The 16,216-nt window shown below is 61.8% G+C and carries 11 protein-coding genes; 6 read left to right on the top strand and 5 right to left on the bottom strand.

Annotation, left to right across the window (positions count from 1 at the left end; all coding sequences use genetic code 11):
* Positions 1–66: 66 nt before the first annotated feature.
* Positions 67–1,257: a benzoate/H(+) symporter BenE family transporter gene (locus J5M73_RS23080; protein ID WP_102863833.1), complete on the bottom strand. Its 1,191-nt coding sequence runs from the start codon at positions 1,255–1,257 to the stop codon at positions 67–69.
* Between the two features lie 318 nt (positions 1,258–1,575).
* Between J5M73_RS23080 and J5M73_RS23075 the strand changes: the two genes are divergently transcribed.
* The 3 genes from J5M73_RS23075 to J5M73_RS23065 all read left to right on the top strand — a co-directional run bounded on the left by J5M73_RS23075 (position 1,576) and on the right by J5M73_RS23065 (position 4,460).
* Positions 1,576–2,340 (top strand): GntR family transcriptional regulator, encoded by a 765-nt coding sequence (locus J5M73_RS23075; protein WP_025128787.1) that lies wholly within the window; start codon positions 1,576–1,578, stop codon positions 2,338–2,340.
* Between the two features lie 187 nt (positions 2,341–2,527).
* Complete coding sequence (locus tag J5M73_RS23070) at positions 2,528–3,478, top strand: LysR family transcriptional regulator (RefSeq protein WP_102863832.1); 951 nt, start codon at positions 2,528–2,530, stop codon at positions 3,476–3,478.
* A 148-nt stretch (positions 3,479–3,626) separates the two neighbouring features.
* Positions 3,627–4,460: a nucleoside-binding protein gene (locus J5M73_RS23065; protein ID WP_102863831.1), complete on the top strand. Its 834-nt coding sequence runs from the start codon at positions 3,627–3,629 to the stop codon at positions 4,458–4,460.
* 83 nt (positions 4,461–4,543) lie between these two features.
* Here J5M73_RS23065 and guaD read toward each other — a convergent pair whose 3' ends face one another.
* From guaD to xdhA, 4 genes are all read right to left on the bottom strand, one after another.
* On the bottom strand, positions 4,544–5,848 hold the full coding sequence (gene guaD, locus J5M73_RS23060; protein WP_102863830.1) for a guanine deaminase: 1,305 nt from the start codon (positions 5,846–5,848) through the stop codon (positions 4,544–4,546).
* 23 nt (positions 5,849–5,871) lie between these two features.
* A complete protein-coding gene (gene xdhC / locus J5M73_RS23055; protein WP_102864103.1) occupies positions 5,872–6,714 on the bottom strand; it encodes a xanthine dehydrogenase accessory protein XdhC in 843 nt (280 codons plus the stop codon).
* A gap of 96 nt (positions 6,715–6,810) precedes the next feature.
* A complete protein-coding gene (xdhB, locus tag J5M73_RS23050; protein WP_115581941.1) occupies positions 6,811–9,210 on the bottom strand; it encodes a xanthine dehydrogenase molybdopterin binding subunit in 2,400 nt (799 codons plus the stop codon).
* A complete protein-coding gene (gene xdhA, locus J5M73_RS23045) occupies positions 9,203–10,657 on the bottom strand; it encodes a xanthine dehydrogenase small subunit (RefSeq protein ID WP_102863828.1) in 1,455 nt (484 codons plus the stop codon). Before xdhA ends, xdhB begins: the two co-directional genes overlap by 8 nt.
* A gap of 265 nt (positions 10,658–10,922) precedes the next feature.
* Here xdhA and J5M73_RS23040 point away from each other — a divergent pair, with 265 nt between their 5' ends.
* The 3 genes from J5M73_RS23040 (at position 10,923) to zipA (ending at position 16,185) form a co-directional block, all read left to right on the top strand.
* Complete coding sequence (locus tag J5M73_RS23040) at positions 10,923–11,582, top strand: GntR family transcriptional regulator (RefSeq protein WP_102863827.1); 660 nt, start codon at positions 10,923–10,925, stop codon at positions 11,580–11,582.
* A gap of 2 nt (positions 11,583–11,584) precedes the next feature.
* A complete protein-coding gene (smc, locus tag J5M73_RS23035) occupies positions 11,585–15,073 on the top strand; it encodes a chromosome segregation protein SMC (RefSeq protein ID WP_102863826.1) in 3,489 nt (1,162 codons plus the stop codon).
* 257 nt (positions 15,074–15,330) lie between these two features.
* Positions 15,331–16,185 carry a cell division protein ZipA gene (zipA, locus tag J5M73_RS23030; protein ID WP_102863825.1) on the top strand — a complete coding sequence of 285 codons (855 nt, stop codon included), beginning with the start codon at positions 15,331–15,333 and terminating at the stop codon, positions 16,183–16,185.
* Positions 16,186–16,216 lie beyond the last annotated feature (31 nt).

Genomic DNA, 16,216 nt, shown 5'->3' with positions numbered 1-16,216 from the left:
CGCCGGCAAGTCGGCCCCTACAGTGGGTGCTGTCTTGGGTAGGAACAGGTAGGCCGGCGAAGTTCTTCAGGCATTGCGCCCATTCAGAATCATCAAGGTCACGACCCCAGCGACAATTCCCCAGAACGCCGAGCCAATGGAAAACAGCGTCAGCCCCGAGGCCGTCACCATAAAGGTGATCAGCGCCGCTTCTCGCTCCTTCACTTCACTCATGGCGATGCTCAAGCCGTTGATGATCGAGCCGAACAGCGCCAGGGCGGCGATGGACAGCACCAGTTCCTTGGGCAAAGCCGCGAACAGCGCAGCCAGGGTGGCGCCGAAGACCCCGGCGATGCCATAGAAAACCCCGCACCACACTGCGGCGGTGTAACGCTTGCTGCGATCTTCGTGGGCGTGGGGGCCGGTGCAGATCGCCGCGCTGATCGCCGCCAGGTTGATGCCGTGGGAACCAAACGGCGCCAGCAGCAACGAAGCCAGCCCGGTGGCGGTGATCAGTGGCGAGGCCGGGACGTTGTAGCCGTCGGCGCGCAGCACCGCGATCCCGGGCATGTTCTGCGAGGTCATGGCGACCACGAACAGTGGAATACCGATGCTGATGGTGGCCGCCAGGGAAAAGTGCGGCGTGGTCCAGACCGGCGTCGCCACTTCCAGGTGGAAGCCACTGAAGTCCAGCAAGCCCATCAGCCCGGACAGTGCAGTGCCGATCAGCAGGGCCGCGAGAACGGCATAACGTGGCGACAGGCGCTTGACCACCAGGTAGGTAAGGAACATCCCCAGTACCAGACCGGTGCGGTGTTGGGCCGCCACAAAGATTTCACTGCCGATCTTGAACAGGATTCCCGCCAGCAAGGCGGCTGCCAGGGATGCCGGGATCTTTTTCACCAGGCGCTCGAAGCTGCCGGTGAGTCCGCAAATGGTCACCAGGACTGCGCAAGTGATGTAGGCGCCAATGGCTTCGCCATAGGTCACCCCCGACAGGCTGGTGATCAGCAGGGCAGCGCCGGGTGTGGACCAGGCGATGGTGATGGGGGTGCGATAGCGCAGAGACAGGCCGATGCTGCACACCGCCATGCCAATGGAGATGGCCCAGATCCAAGAGGAGATCTGACCGCTGGTCAGGCCGGCGGCTTGTCCAGCCTGGAACATCAGCACCAGTGAACTGGTGTAGCCGGTCATCATGGCGATGAAGCCGGCAACGATGGCGGAGGGCGAAGTGTCCGCGAGGGGGCGTAATTGCGCGGGGGTGGCATCGGACATTACTGCTGTTCCTTGTTCTTGAAAGACGCAAAACCCATACCCGGCGAACGCTGCTTGCAGCCTGCGCAAGCAACGAGCCGGTAATAGGGTTCAAGGTTCAAGCCTAAACTTAAAAGCAACTTTGCATTGCAATACAGCCGTGACTACAAATAGCCGTACAGTCGTTGAATAAGTGGTGGGGCCGATAACACTTTTTGCTAGTGATCCCCAGCGGTTGTGTACAATGTGCCCCTGTTTTAACGCGATACTTGCCAGCGACCCACCGTGGCGTATTAAAGTCACGCCGAAATCGCCGCAGTCCTCCCGACCCGAGTGCCCATGAACGAACAGTTGCAACCTCTCAAGAAACAACCGCGAGCAGGCAAAGCCGGTCGCAGCGGAACCCAGGACGATATTGTCTACGCGCACATCTTTGAGGCCATCCTCGAGCAGCGCCTGGCGCCCGGCACCAAGTTGAGTGAAGAGGCGCTTGGGGAAATATTCGGAGTCAGTCGGACCATCATCCGTCGTGCATTGTCGCGGCTGGCCCATGAAGGCGTAGTCCTGTTGCGGCCCAATCGGGGGGCGGTGGTTGCCAGTCCGAGCGTCGAGGAAGCCCGTCAGGTCTTTCTCGCCCGGCGTCTGGTGGAGCGAGCCATTACCGAGCTGGCGGTCCAGCATGCCACCGCCGAACAGCTGCTGGAGTTGCGGCAGATGGTCAACGAGGAGCGCGACAGCTTTTCCCGAGGCGATCGTGGTGCCGGTATCCGCCTGTCCGGGGAGTTTCACCTGAAGCTGGCGGAAGCTGCGAAGAATGCACCGCTGATCAGCTTCCAGCGCAGCCTGGTGTCCCAGACGTCGCTGATCATTGCCCAGTATGAAAGCGGCAACCGCTCCCACTGCTCCTACGATGAACACACCCAACTGATCGACGCCATCGAGGCCCGGGACGGCGAGCTGGCGGTGAACCTGATGATGCATCACATGGATCACATCGACAGCAAGCTCAACCTCGACGAGGAAAGCGCCTCGGACGACCTGCATGCGGTGTTCTCGCACCTGCTGCAGACCAAGAAGCCGGGGCGGCCGACGGCCAAGCTGTAAGCTTCGATCAGACTGAAAATCCCTCGCTGCGTAGCCCTATGCAGCGGGGGATTTTTGTTTGGCGGCGGGTCTGCCTGCTGATCAGGAAGATTGTTTTAAATTTTAATTAAGATTGTATACAGTGCCTGCTTCGAGGCTCACGGCCGGCAATCTGTGCGCCTCTGGTCCTGCGAAAGGAGCCCGCGGCATGATCGGCAGAACGCTACGCATTCATTCTTCCGCCATCCATTACTTCGACATGGTTCGTCGCTGTCATTCGATCCGCGAGGCTGCTCGGCGCCTGAATGTCGCGTCTTCGGCGGTGAACCGGCAGATCCTGAAGATCGAGGATGAAATCGGCGCGCCCTTGTTCGAACGCCTGCCGGGCGGCCTGCGCCTGACCCTGGCGGGAGAGGTCATGAGCCGTCATGTCAATCTGGTGTTGCAGGACCTGGAGCGGGTGCGCCTGGAGTTCGATGCTCTGCGTGGCCTCAAGAGCGGGCATGTGGAGATTGCCGCTGTGGAAGGCGCGACGGTGGATTTGCTGCCCTCGGTGCTCAAGCGCATGCGCGATCTGTATCCACAGGTGACCATCGGCGTCACGGTGCAGGGCTCGCAATCCATTCCCCAGGCCTTGATCAACAGTCGTGCGGACCTGGGCCTGGCGTTCGCCCTGCCCAGGGCGCCGGAGATCCGCCCGTTGAGCGTCGGTCATTTTCGCCTGGGGGCTCTGGTCAGTCCCGATCATCCCTTGGCCGAGCGGGGCAGCGTCAATTTCGCCACCTGCGCCGAGCACGGGCTGATCCTGGCCAAGAGCGAGCTGTCGATCCATCACTTGCTGGCGCCGTTGCACAAGCGCCTGGGGCTGTTGGACAAACCGCCCTTGCAGAGCAACTCCATGGAGCTGGCGCGGCAGATGGCCCGGCACAACATGGGGGTGGCCTTCCAGACCCGGGTCGGGGTCGAGGGCGACCTGAGCAAGGGCGAACTGGTGCATATCCCGCTGAGCGATCAGGGAGGTATCTACAGCGACCTGGGGCTCTATGCCCGCAGCGGTCGCGATCTGCCCAGCGCGGTGGAGGCGCTGGCGCATCTGCTTGGCGAGGAGATCGCCATTCGCGAGCGGGCCGAGCGCGCTTTCGGCCAGCTAACGCTCTGAGTCCATGGTTGTGGGCGGCTGTTGCCGTTTTGGCAGCGCGCTGATCGATATTCTGTGCTTTGGGGCCTGTGGCGCTTGTGCCGATACTGCGTGTGGATGGCAGCCAGCGAAGCTGCCTTACGCCACACCGCCACAGGACATAATAAAAATGAAAAAGGCATTACAAGGCGCAACCCTGCTGATGACACTGATCGGAGCAGGGGAAGCAGCCGCCCTGGAGTGGATGAACAACAGCGTCGGCTTTCGGTACGGCAAGGAGTTCACCAACCCGAACAATCCGCACTACATCAGCAAGCGCATCTACAGTTTCACCCACGCCAGTGGCTACCAGTACGGCAGCAACTACCTGCACCTGGACCTGCTGCTCTCCGACAGCGACGATCCGCGCAAGGGCACCCACAAGGGCAGCAGCGAAGTCTATGGCGTCTATCGTCACCAGCTCTTCGCGTCCCGGGTGTTTGATACCCCCTTGGGCACCGGCCTCGTCAAGGACTACGCGCTGACCCTGGGCTTCGATGCCAGTCGCAACAACAACCTGGGTTCGGCCAAGAAACGCGCCCTGGTCTTCGGTCCGACCCTGAAATTCAACACCGTCGGCGTGCTGGACCTGAGCTTGCTGTACTACAAGGAAAACAACCATTCCGGCATCCCCGGGGCCAAGGACCCGGATCACACCTTCGACGATACTTACATGCTCAACCTGGCCTGGATGCGTCCCTTCGAAGTTGGCAGTCACGCCGCCAAGTTCCAGGGCTTCGTCAACTACACCGGGGAAAAGGGCCACGACTACAACTATCGTGACACCGCAGCGGAAACCCTGATGCGGACGTCGCTGATGGTGGCCGTGTTGCCCGGCAAGAACGTCAAGCCCAACCTGTACCTGGGTGTTGGCTACGAGTACTGGCACAACAAGTTCGGGGTGGACGGTGGACGGGGTACGCGGACCACGGCGCCGACCTTGAACATGGAAGTGACGTTCTAGATCTGCACCTGATCGCCTGGGACTCAGGCATGAAAAATCCCCCGTTCGATGTTCCGCGAGCGGGGGATTTTTCGTTTGCGGGGTTAGCGCTGGTGGACTGGCTGGCCGGCAGCGTAGGTCTGCAGCACGGTGCGATCGTCCCCCAGGGTCATCAGTACAAACAGGGTTTCAGCGATGCTGTTGGCCTGCTTCAGGCGATAGCTGAGCAAGGGAGTGGCGTGGTAGTCGAGGACCACGAAGTCGGCGTCGGTGCCAGGGTGCAGAGTGCCGATACGCTCCTCCAGGCGCAGGGCGCGGGCGCCGCCCAGGGTCGCCAGGTACAGGGACTTGAACGGGTTCAGGCGTGCGCCCTGTAGCTGCATGACTTTGTAGGCTTCGTTCAGGGTCTGCAGCAGCGAGAAACTGGTGCCGCCACCGACGTCGGTGCCCAGGCCGACATTGAGTTTGTGTTTTTCCGCCATGGGCAGGTTGAACAGGCCACTGCCGAGGAAGAAGTTCGAGGTTGGGCAGAAGGCCACGGCCGAACCGGTTTCCGCCAGGCGCGCACATTCGTCATCGCACAGGTGCACGCCGTGGGCGAACACCGAGCGTTCCCCCAGCAGTTGATAGTGGTCATAAACGTCCAGGTAACCCTTGCGCTCCGGGAACAGTTCCTTGACCCATTCGATCTCCTGCAGGTTTTCACTGATGTGAGTCTGCATGTAGAGATCGGGGTACTCGGTCAGCAGTTTGCCGGCCAGGGTCAGTTGTTCCGGGGTGCTGGTCGGGGCGAAACGCGGGGTCACTGCGTAGTGCAGGCGCCCTTTGCCGTGCCAGCGTTCGATCAGTTCCTTGCTTTCCAGGTAGCCGGACTCTGCGGTGTCGGTCAGGTAGTCCGGGGCGTTGCGGTCCATCATCACCTTGCCGGCGATCATCCGCAGGTCGAGTTTCTCGGCGGCGGCGAAGAAGGCGTTGACCGACTGTGGATGCACGCTGCCGAACACCAGCGCGGTGGTGGTGCCGTTGCGCAGCAATTCCTTGATGAAGATGTCCGCCACTTCATCGGCGTGGGCCTGATCGGCGAACTGGCGTTCACAGGGGAAGGTGTAGGTGTTCAGCCAGTCCAGCAACTGTTCGCCGTAGGCACCGACCATACCGGTCTGGGGCAGGTGGATGTGGGTGTCGATGAAGCCCGGGGTGATCAGGGCATCGGGGTAATGATTGATCTCTACATCGGCGGGCAGGCCGGCAAGCAGTTCACTGGCGTGGCCGAGGGCGCTGATCCGGCCGTCCTCGACCACCAGCAGGCCGTCTTCGAAATACTCGTAGGAGGCTTCGATTCCGACTTCGGCCGGGTCGGCGATGCTGTGCAGGATGGCGGCACGGTAGGCTTTGCGAGTCAAAGGCATGGTCGTTCTCAGTGTGTGGCGTGTCAGTTCGAAGTCTGGCTGCGGCGCGAGACCGGCAGCAGCTTGGCAATGGGTTCGGCGCTGGCGCTGGACTGGCCGAAATGGGCGTTGTAGGTAGCGATGATCTCACCGGCAATGGAGATGGCGATTTCCACGGGCAACTTGCCTTTGACTTCAGCGAGCCCCATCGGGCAACGCATGCGCTGCAAGGTGGTTGCGTCGAAACCGCGATCGCGCAAGCGGTGCTCGAACTTCACCCGCTTGGTCTTCGAGCCGATCAGGCCGAAATAGGCAAAGTCGTTGCGCTTGAGCAGGGCGGCGGTCAACTCCAGGTCCAGCTGGTGATTATGGGTCATGACGATGCAATAGCTGCCAGGTGGCAGGTTATCGATTTCCTCCACCGGTTCTTCGCTGACGATCTTGCTCACGCCCTGGGGAATCTGTTCGGGGAATTCCTGTTCCCGGGAATCGATCCAGCGTACCCGGCACGGCAGGCTGGCCAGGAGTGGCACCAGGGCGCGGCCGACGTGGCCGGCACCGAACACGGCGATTTGCGCTTGCACCTGGCCCATGGGTTCGAACAGCAGCACCGTGGCGCCGCCGCAGCACTGGCCGAGGCTGGCACCGAGGCTGAAGCGCTCCAGGTGGGTGGCCTGCTGGCCGCTGGCGAGCAGGTCACGGGCGATCTGCATGGCCTTGTATTCCAGGTGCCCGCCACCGATGGTGTCGAAGGCCTGGGTGGCGCTGACAACCATTTTCGAACCGGCATTACGCGGCGTTGAGCCAAGCTCCTCGATAATGGTCACCAACACGCAGGGTTCACCCTGGGTCTGCAGGTCGGCGAGGGCGCTGATCCAGTTGTACATGTTCACCTCGACATCTTGGTGGTCTGTTCGGGCTGCTTCGCCGGCAAGCCAGCTCCTACGGGCGCGGTGCAGGAGCGGGCTTGCCCGTGAAGGCCGTTACAGCGGCGCCAGCTCGACTTGCTGATCCGCGGCCCTGGTCACCTGCAAGCGACGCATCTGCTCGCAGCCCCACAACACTCGCTCCGGTGTCGCCGGGGCATCGATCTGCGGTTGATGGCGGTAGTCGCCCAGGCTCGCTACTGCGTCCTTGATGGCGCACCAGGCAGCGATGCCAAGCATGAACGGCGGCTCGCCCACGGCCTTGGAGTGGAACACCGTGTCTTCCGGGTTCTTGCGGTTCTCCACCAGCTTGACCCGCAGGTCCAGGGGCATGTCAGCCACCGCCGGGATCTTGTAGCTGGCGGGACCATTGGTCATCAGCTTGCCCTTGGCGTTCCACACCAGTTCTTCGGTGGTCAGCCAGCCCATGCCCTGGATGTAACCGCCTTCCACCTGGCCGATGTCGATGGCCGGGTTCAGCGAGGCACCGACGTCGTGCAGGATGTCGGTACGCAGCATCTTGTACTCGCCGGTCAGGGTATCGACTATCACCTCGGCGCAGGCTGCGCCAAAGGCGAAGTAGTAGAACGGCCGACCCCGAGCCTGGCTGCGGTCGTAGTAGATCTTCGGGGTCTTGTAGAAACCGGTGCTGGACAGCGACACCTGGGCGAAATACGCCTGCTGGATCAGTTCCTCGAAGGTCAGGATATGGTCGCGGACCCGTACGTGGCCGTTGTGGAATTCCACATCCTCTTCGCTGACCTGGTACTTGCGCGCGGCAAACTCCACCAGGCGCGACTTGATGGTCTGCGCCGCGTTCTGCGCGGCCTTGCCGTTGAGGTCGGCGCCACTGGATGCCGCGGTCGGTGAGGTGTTGGGCACCTTGTCGGTGTTGGTGGCAGTGATCTGTACCCGCTCGATGTCCACCTGGAACACCTCGGCCACTACCTGGGCCACCTTGACGTTCAGGCCCTGGCCCATTTCGGTGCCGCCGTGGTTCAGGTGGATGCTGCCGTCGGTGTAGATGTGGATCAGCGCGCCGGCCTGGTTGAGGAAGCTGGCGGTGAAGGAGATGCCGAACTTCACCGGGGTCAGTGCCAGGCCCTTTTTCAGGATCGGGCTGTTGGCGTTGTACAGCCGGATGGCTTCGCGACGCTCGGCGTACTGGCTGCTGGCTTCCAGTTCGGCCGTCATCTCTTCGAGCATGTTGTGCTCGACGGTCTGGTAGTAGTGGGTGACGTTGCGTTCGGTCTTGCCGTAGTAGTTGGCCTTGCGCACCGCCAGCGGGTCCAGGTGCAGGTGGCGGGCGATGGCGTCCATCACCTCTTCAATGGCAACCATGCCTTGCGGGCCGCCGAAACCGCGGTAGGCGGTGTTGGAGGCAGTGTTGGTCTTGCAGCGGTGGCCGTTGATGGTGGCATCACCCAGGTAGTAGGCGTTGTCGGAGTGGAACATCGCACGGTCGACGATGGACGCCGAGAGGTCCGGTGAGCAGCCGCAGTTGCCCGCCAGTTCCAGCTGGATGCCGTGCAGGCGGCCGTTGCTGTCGAAGCCCACGTCGTATTCGATGTAGAACGGGTGACGCTTGCCGGTCATGAGCATGTCTTCGACCCGGGGCAGGCGCATCTTGGTGGGCTGGCCGGTGAGGCGGGCGATCACCGCGCACAGGCAGGCGGGGCTGGCGGCCTGGGTTTCCTTGCCGCCGAAGCCGCCGCCCATGCGCCGCATGTCCACCACAATCTTGTTCATCGACACGTCGAGCACTTCCGCCACCAGTTTCTGCACTTCGGTGGGGTTCTGGGTCGAGCAGTAGACGATCATGCCGCCGTCTTCGGTGGGCATCACCGAGGAGATCTGGGTTTCCAGGTAGAAATGCTCCTGGCCGCCGATATGCAGCGTGCCCTGGATGCGGTGTTCGGCGTTGGCCAGGGCGCCGGCGGAATCGCCTCGCTGGTGAGTGTGGCTGTCCAGCACGAAGTGGCGTTTGCGCAGGGCTTCCACCACGTCCAGCACCGGCTCCAGGTCCTCGTACTCGATGATCGCGGCCATGGCCGCCTTGCGCGCGGTTTCCAGGTCCTTGGCGGCCACCGCCAGCACCGGCTGGCCGACGAACTGCACGGTATCGATGGCCAGCAGCGGGTCGCCGGGCAGCAACGGGCCGATGTCCTTGAGGCCGGGAATGTCTTCATGAGTAATGGCGATGCGCACGCCTTCGAAGGCGTAGCAGGGGCCAGTGTCAATGCTGATGACTTTGGCATGGGCTCGGTCCGACAGTCGCGCGTAGACGTGCAACTGGTTGGGGAATTCCAGGCGGTCGTCGATATACAGCGCCTCGCCGGACACGTGTTTGTCGGCGCTGTCGTGCTTGACGCTGCGGCCAACGCCCGTGGTCAGGTCCTGGTGAAACAGGGCCGTCAGTTCGGCTTGAGTCTTCTCGACTTTGTGATGATTAGACATAAGCGGTCACCCGGGTCTCGATGTGCGGTGTTTGCAGTTCGATGAAGTACTTGCGCAGCAGGTTCTGCGCACTCAGCAGGCGGTATTCCTTGCTCGCACGGAAATCCGAAAGCGGGGTGAAATCCTCCGCCAGGGCCGCGCAGGCGCGCTCCACCGTGGACAGGTTCCAGGGCGCGCCAATCAGTGCGGTTTCACAGCTCTTGGCTCGTTTCGGGATCGCCGCCATACCGCCGAAGGCAATGCGCGCGTCGCTGACCACGCCGTTTTCAATCTGCAGGTTGAATGCCGCGCAGACCGCAGAGATATCGTCGTCCAGGCGCTTGGAGACCTTGTACGCACGGAACAGCCGTTCGGCGCTGGCCCGGGGCACGATGATCTTTTCGATGAACTCGCTGTCCTGACGGGCCGTGACCCGGTAATCGATGAAATAGTCTTCCAGGGCCAGGGTGCGGCGTACTTCACCCTTGCACAGTACGATCTGCGCACCCAGGGCGATCAGCAGGGGCGGTGAGTCGCCGATGGGCGAGGCGTTGCCGATGTTGCCCCCCAGGGTGCCCTGGTTACGGATCTGCAACGAGGCGAAGCGCTGCAGCAATTCGCCGAAGTCCGGGTACTCGGCGCGCAGTGCGTCGTAGCAGTCGGTGAGGGCCGTGGCCGCGCCGATCTCCAGGCGATCGTCGAAGCGTTCGACGCGCTTCATCTCGGCAATGTTACCGACGTAGATCATCACGGGCAGGGTGCGGTGGAACTGGGTGACTTCCAGGGCCAGGTCGGTGCCACCGGCCAGCAGCCGTGCCTGGGGGTAGGCGTCGTAGAGGTCGGCCAGGTCGGCCACGGTCAGCGGCACCAGGCAGCGCTTGTCGCCACTGTTGAGTTCACCGGTGTCCTTGGGAGCGATGGCCTTGAGGCGACTGATGGTCTCGGTCTGGCGGGCGTCGAACTGATCGCTCTGCTGGCCGCAGCAGGCCTGTTCGGCAGCAGCGAGGATCGGCCGGTAGCCGGTGCAACGGCACAGGTTGCCGGCCAGGGCCTCATGGGCCTTGTGGGCGTCGGGTTCACTGCTGTTCTTTTGCAGGGCGAACAGCGACATGACGAAGCCCGGGGTGCAAAAGCCGCATTGTGAACCGTGGCATTCGACCATGGCCTGCTGCACGCTGTGCAGTTGGCCCTGGTGCTTGAGGCCTTCGACGCTGATCAGCTGTTTGCCGTGCAAGGAGGAGACGAAGGTCAGGCACGAGTTGAGGCTGCGATAGCGAATGGATTCGCCGCCCTGGGCATCCACCTGCAACTCGCCCACCACCACGGTGCAGGCGCCGCAGTCGCCGCTGGCGCAGCCTTCCTTGGTGCCGGGTTTGCCCAGGTGCTCGCGCAGATAGTTGAGCACGGTCAGGTTTGGGTCCAGGGCGTGCTCGCTACGGAGTTCCTGGTTGAGTAAAAACTGGATCACGGAAGGCCTCGCAGACTCTTTATTGTTGTTAAGCGAACTGAGCCGAATTTAGTCATGTCTGACTTTTCGGTCAATGATTTTCTGACCTTTGGGTCAGGAAATTTCTGTGCTCAACATTTCAAGTATGAACGGCATTTGAGAAACCCTTGAATCAACATCAATCTGCTTGTTTCATGCCAAATTCCCCTGTCGGAGCACTCCGCGATGAGGTAGCAATTGCGCTACACTGCGCCGCTTGTGCCGATTAAAGATTTGAAGGAAAACCATGACGTTCAAGGCGCCGGACAGCCTCGCCGAGCAGATTGCTCACCACCTCGCCGAACGTATCATTCGCGGGGATCTCAAGCCTGGAGAGCGCATTCAGGAACAGAAGGTCACCTTGGCCCTCAATGTCAGTCGTGGTTCGGTCCGCGAGGCCTTGCTGATTCTTGAGCGCCGCCATCTGATTGCCATCCTGCCGCGCCGTGGTGCCCACGTGACCGAGCTCACCGAGCACAAGGTCCGCAGTCTTTGCACCCTGATGAGCGAGTTGTACATCCTGCTGGGCAACTGCGTGGCCAGTGGCTGGGTGCAGCAGAGCGACATGACGCCGTTCCTGCAGATCCAGCAGCGTCTGGAGGGTGCCTACGAGCGCCAGGACATCCGGGCCTTCGTCGAGGACAGCTTCAGCGTGATGCGCGCGGCCTATCCTTTTGCCAACAACCCTTACCTGCAGGAAACCGTCGAGAATCTGCAGCCGGCCATGAGCCGTGCCTATTACCTGGCACTGGAGCAGCGCAAGGCGTCGATGAGCGAGTACCTGGAGTTGTTCGAGCAGTTGCTGGCCGCAGTGCTGGCCCGTGATCTGGAGCAGATCCGCCAGGTGTTGACGGCCTACGCCCAGCGCAGCAGCGATCTGGTGGTGTCTGCGTTGGCGGATGCTTAAGCGTGCGACTCAAGTGCATCAAGCTGGCGGGGTTCAAGTCCTTCGTCGATCCGACCACGGTGAACTTCCCCAGTAACATGGCGGCGGTGGTGGGGCCCAATGGCTGCGGCAAGTCGAATATCATCGACGCCGTGCGCTGGGTGATGGGCGAAAGCTCGGCGAAAAACCTGCGTGGCGAGTCGATGACCGATGTCATCTTCAATGGCTCCACCAGTCGCAAGCCGGTGAGCCAGGCCAGTATCGAACTGGTGTTCGACAACTCCGACGGCACCCTGGTGGGCGAATACGCGGCCTACGCCGAGATCTCCATTCGCCGCAAGGTCACACGCGACAGCCAGAACAGCTATTTCCTCAACGGCGCCAAGTGCCGCCGTCGGGACATCACCGACATCTTCCTTGGCACCGGCCTGGGGCCACGCAGCTACTCGATCATCGAGCAGGGCATGATCTCCAAGCTGATCGAGGCCAAGCCCGAGGACCTGCGCAACTTCATTGAAGAAGCCGCGGGCATCTCCAAGTACAAGGAGCGCCGGCGCGAGACGGAAAACCGCATCCGCCGCACCCATGAGAACCTCGCCCGCCTGACCGATCTGCGCGAAGAGCTGGAGCGTCAGCTGGAACGCCTGCATCGCCAGGCCCAGGCCGCCGAGAAGTATCAGGAATACAAGGCCGAGGAGCGCCAGCTCAAGGCGCAACTGTCGGCTCTGCGCTGGCAGGCATTGAATGAGCAGGTCGGCCAGCGCGAGTCGGTGATCGGTAGCCAGGAAGTCAGCTTCGAGGCCCTGGTGGCTGAGCAGCGCAATGCCGATGCTGCTATCGAACGCTTGCGTGACGGTCACCATGAATTGTCCGAGCGCTTCAATCTGGTGCAGGGGCGCTTCTATTCGGTGGGCGGCGACATTGCCCGGGTCGAGCAAAGCATCCAGCACGGCCAGCAGCGCCTGCGGCAATTGCAGGATGATCTCAAGGAAGCCGAGCGTGCGCGCCTGGAGACCGAGTCACACCTGGGCCACGACCGCACCTTGCTGGCAACCCTGGGGGAAGAGCTGGCCATGCTCGAGCCCGAGCAGGAGGTCACTGCAGCCGCCGCCGAGGAAGCCGCCGCGACCCTGGAAGAAGCCGAAACCACCATGCACGGCTGGCAGGAGCAGTGGGACGCCTTCAACCTGAGTTCCGCCGAGCCGCGGCGCCAGGCGGAAGTGCAGCAGTCGCGCATCCAGCAGCTCGAAAGCAGCATGGAGCGGCTGGCCGAGCGTCAGCGACGCCTGGGGGAGGAGCGCGAATTGCTCTCGGCCGACCCGGAAGACGCGGCGATCCTCGAACTCAACGAACAATTGGCCGCCAGCGAAGCAACTCTGGAAGACCTGCAAGCCAGTGAGGAATCCCAGGTCGAGCGCCTGGAGCAACTGCGCCAGCAATTGCAGCAGGCGACCCAGGCCCAGCAGCAGGCCCAGGGTGAATTGCAGCGGCTCAATGGCCGCTTGGCGTCTCTGGAGGCCCTGCAGCAAGCCGCGCTGGACCCGGGCACCGGTACTGCACAGTGGCTGCGTGAACAGCAGTTGGCCGAGCGTCCGCGCCTGGCCGATGGCATGCAGGTGGAGGCGGGCTGGGAGCTGGCGGTGGAAACCGTGCTTGGCGCCGATCTGCAAGCGGTGCTGGTGGATGATTTCACCGGTATCGATCTGGCCGGTTTCCAGCAAGGCGACCTGCGTCTGCTGAGCCTGCAAGACGATGCGCTGCGCATGCCCGGCAGCTTGCTGGACAAGGTGGAATCCACGGTCGATCTGTCGCCCTGGCTGGGGCAGGTCAAACCGGTGGAAAACCTCGAACAGGCCCTGGCCTTGCGTGGGCAACTGGCAGCCGGGCAGAGCCTGATCAGTCGCGACGGCTACTGGGTCGGCCGGCATTTCCTGCGGGTACGGCGGGCCAGCGAAGCGGAAAGTGGCGTGCTGGCGCGAGGCCAGGAAATCCAGCAACTGACCCTGGAGCGCGATGAGCGCGAAGCCAGTGTCGAAGCCCTGGAGAGTCAATTGCTCAACCTGCGGGCCCAGCAACGTCAGCAGGAGAACGGTCGCGAACACTTGCGTCGCCTGTTGCAGGATGAGGCTCGCCAGCAGGGTGAATTGAAAGCCAAGCTGTCCGCCGGCAAGGCCAAGGCCGAGCAGTTGAATCTGCGTCGTACCCGCCTCGATGAAGAGCTGGTAGAGCTCGGCGAGCAGCGTGAGCTGGAGCATGAACAAGTGGGCGAGGCGCGCCTGCAATTGCAGGAGGCCCTCGACAGCATGGCCCTGGACACCGAGCAGCGTGAGCTGCTGTTGGCCCAGCGCGACAGCTTGCGCGAGCGCCTTGATCGGGTGCGCCAGGAAGCACGCCAGCACAAGGATCACGCTCATCAATTGGCGGTGCGCATGGGCTCCCTCAAGGCCCAGCACGATTCCACGCGTCAGGCCCTGGAGCGCCTGGAGCTGCAGTCCGAGCGCCTGACCGAGAAGCGCGAACAGCTCAGCCTCAACCTGGAGGAGGGCGAGGCACCGCTGGAAGAACTGCGCCTCAAGCTCGAAGAGCTGCTGGAAAAGCGCATGACCGTAGATGTCGAGCTCAAGACCGCGCAGATCGCCCTGGAAGATGCCGATCGCGAACTGCGCGATGCCGAGAAGCGCCGTAACCAGGCCGAGCAGCAATCCCAACTGATCCGCGGCCAGCTCGAACAGCAACGCATGGAATGGCAAGCCCTGACCGTGCGCCGCAAGACCTTGCAGGAGCAGTTGCTGGCCGATGGCTACGACCTGGACGGCGTGCTGGCGACCCTGACCGGGGAGGCCAGCGAGCAGGCCGCCGAAGAAGAGCTGGAGCGCATTGCGGCAAGAATTCAACGCTTGGGCGCAATCAACCTTGCGGCCATCGACGAGTATCAGCAGCAGTCCGAGCGCAAGCGCTATCTGGATGCCCAGGACGCCGATCTGGTGGAGGCCCTGGAAACCCTGGAAAACGTGATTCGCAAGATCGACAAGGAAACCCGCAATCGATTCAAAGATACCTTTGATCAGATCAACGGCGGTTTGCAGGCACTCTTTCCAAAAGTTTTCGGTGGCGGCAGCGCTTATTTGGAACTGACGGGCGAAGATCTACTCGATACAGGGGTAACGATCATGGCGCGTCCTCCCGGGAAGAAGAACAGCACCATTCATTTGCTCTCGGGGGGCGAAAAGGCATTGACTGCCTTGGCCCTGGTATTCGCCATCTTCAAGTTGAATCCGGCGCCATTCTGCATGCTCGATGAAGTTGACGCGCCGCTGGATGACGCTAACGTTGGACGCTATGCAAGATTGGTTAAAGAGATGTCGCAGACTGTGCAGTTCATCTATATCACCCACAACAAGATCGCCATGGAAATGGCCGATCAGTTGATGGGGGTGACGATGCACGAACCCGGTTGTTCGCGCCTGGTAGCCGTGGATGTCGAGGAGGCGATGGCGATGGTGGACGCTTGAGTCCGTGCGACTAAGGCGACTATTGGACGGCAAGCCGGGGGATTTTTCCCATTACCAAGCTGGCCAATCGACATATTGGCCGTAACCGTTGCGACAGACGGTGTAAAGTTGCCTTTGGTCGTGCTAGTTTAATGTCAATTTTTCCTATGCGTGGGCAAAACGCCATTCAGAACATAGAGTTGGCGCCACGTTTTAAAGCGGTTTGCAGATTGTAAACCCCTTATTTTTCAGCATTTTTTATAGAGGCACGGGATTACATGGAAATCGGTCTGCGCGAGTGGCTGATCGTCATCGGCATTATTGTTATCGCCGGTATTCTTTTTGATGGCTGGCGACGTATGCGCGGCGGCAAGGGGAAGTTGAAGTTCCGTCTTGATCGAAGTCTTTCCAATCTGCCGGACGATGAAGGCAGTGCCGAACTCCTGGGTCCGCCTCGGGTGCTGGATACTCATAAAGAACCGCAACTGGACGAGCACGATCTGCCGTCGGTGAGCATGCCTGCCCGCGAGCCTCGGGATAGTTCTTCGTCCAAGCGCGGCAAGCGTGGGGGCGAGCCTCATCAGGGTGACCTCAATCTGGACCTGGATCTGGATAGCGGCCCAAGCTTCAGTAGCCGCGACGATGACTTCCCGGCGGATGAAGGCAAGGCTGCCAGTCACAGCGACAAGGAACAGCCGCAGGCCGAAGAAGTGCTGGTGATCAGTGTGATCTGCCGCGACAGCGCCGGTTTCAAAGGCCCGGCGCTGTTGCAGAACATCCTTGAAAGTGGCCTGCGTTTTGGCGAGATGGATATCTTCCACCGCCACGAAAGCATGGCGGGCAATGGCGAAGTGCTTTTCTCCATGGCCAATGCGGTCAAGCCCGGCGTGTTCGATCTGGATGATATCGATCACTTCAGCACTCCGGCGGTGAGCTTCTTCCTCGGCTTGCCTGGCCCGCGTCACCCGAAGCAAGCCTTCGACGTGATGGTGGCGGCGGCGCGCAAGCTGTCCCAGGAGCTCAATGGCGAACTCAAGGACGACCAGCGCAGCGTGCTGACTGCCCAGACCATCGAGCACTACCGCCAGCGTATCGTCGAATTCGAACGCCGCGCTCTGACCCAGAAGCGCTAAGCTTCCACAGTCAGTTCCTCTCGCAGGAGCT

The organism is Pseudomonas sp. 50_B, assembly GCF_017491625.1.
In the GTDB taxonomy this organism is placed as follows: Bacteria; Pseudomonadota; Gammaproteobacteria; order Pseudomonadales; family Pseudomonadaceae; genus Aquipseudomonas; species Aquipseudomonas danubii.
Note: the sequence above shows the minus strand (reverse complement) of the source record. Positions and strands in the feature narration are given on the sequence as shown.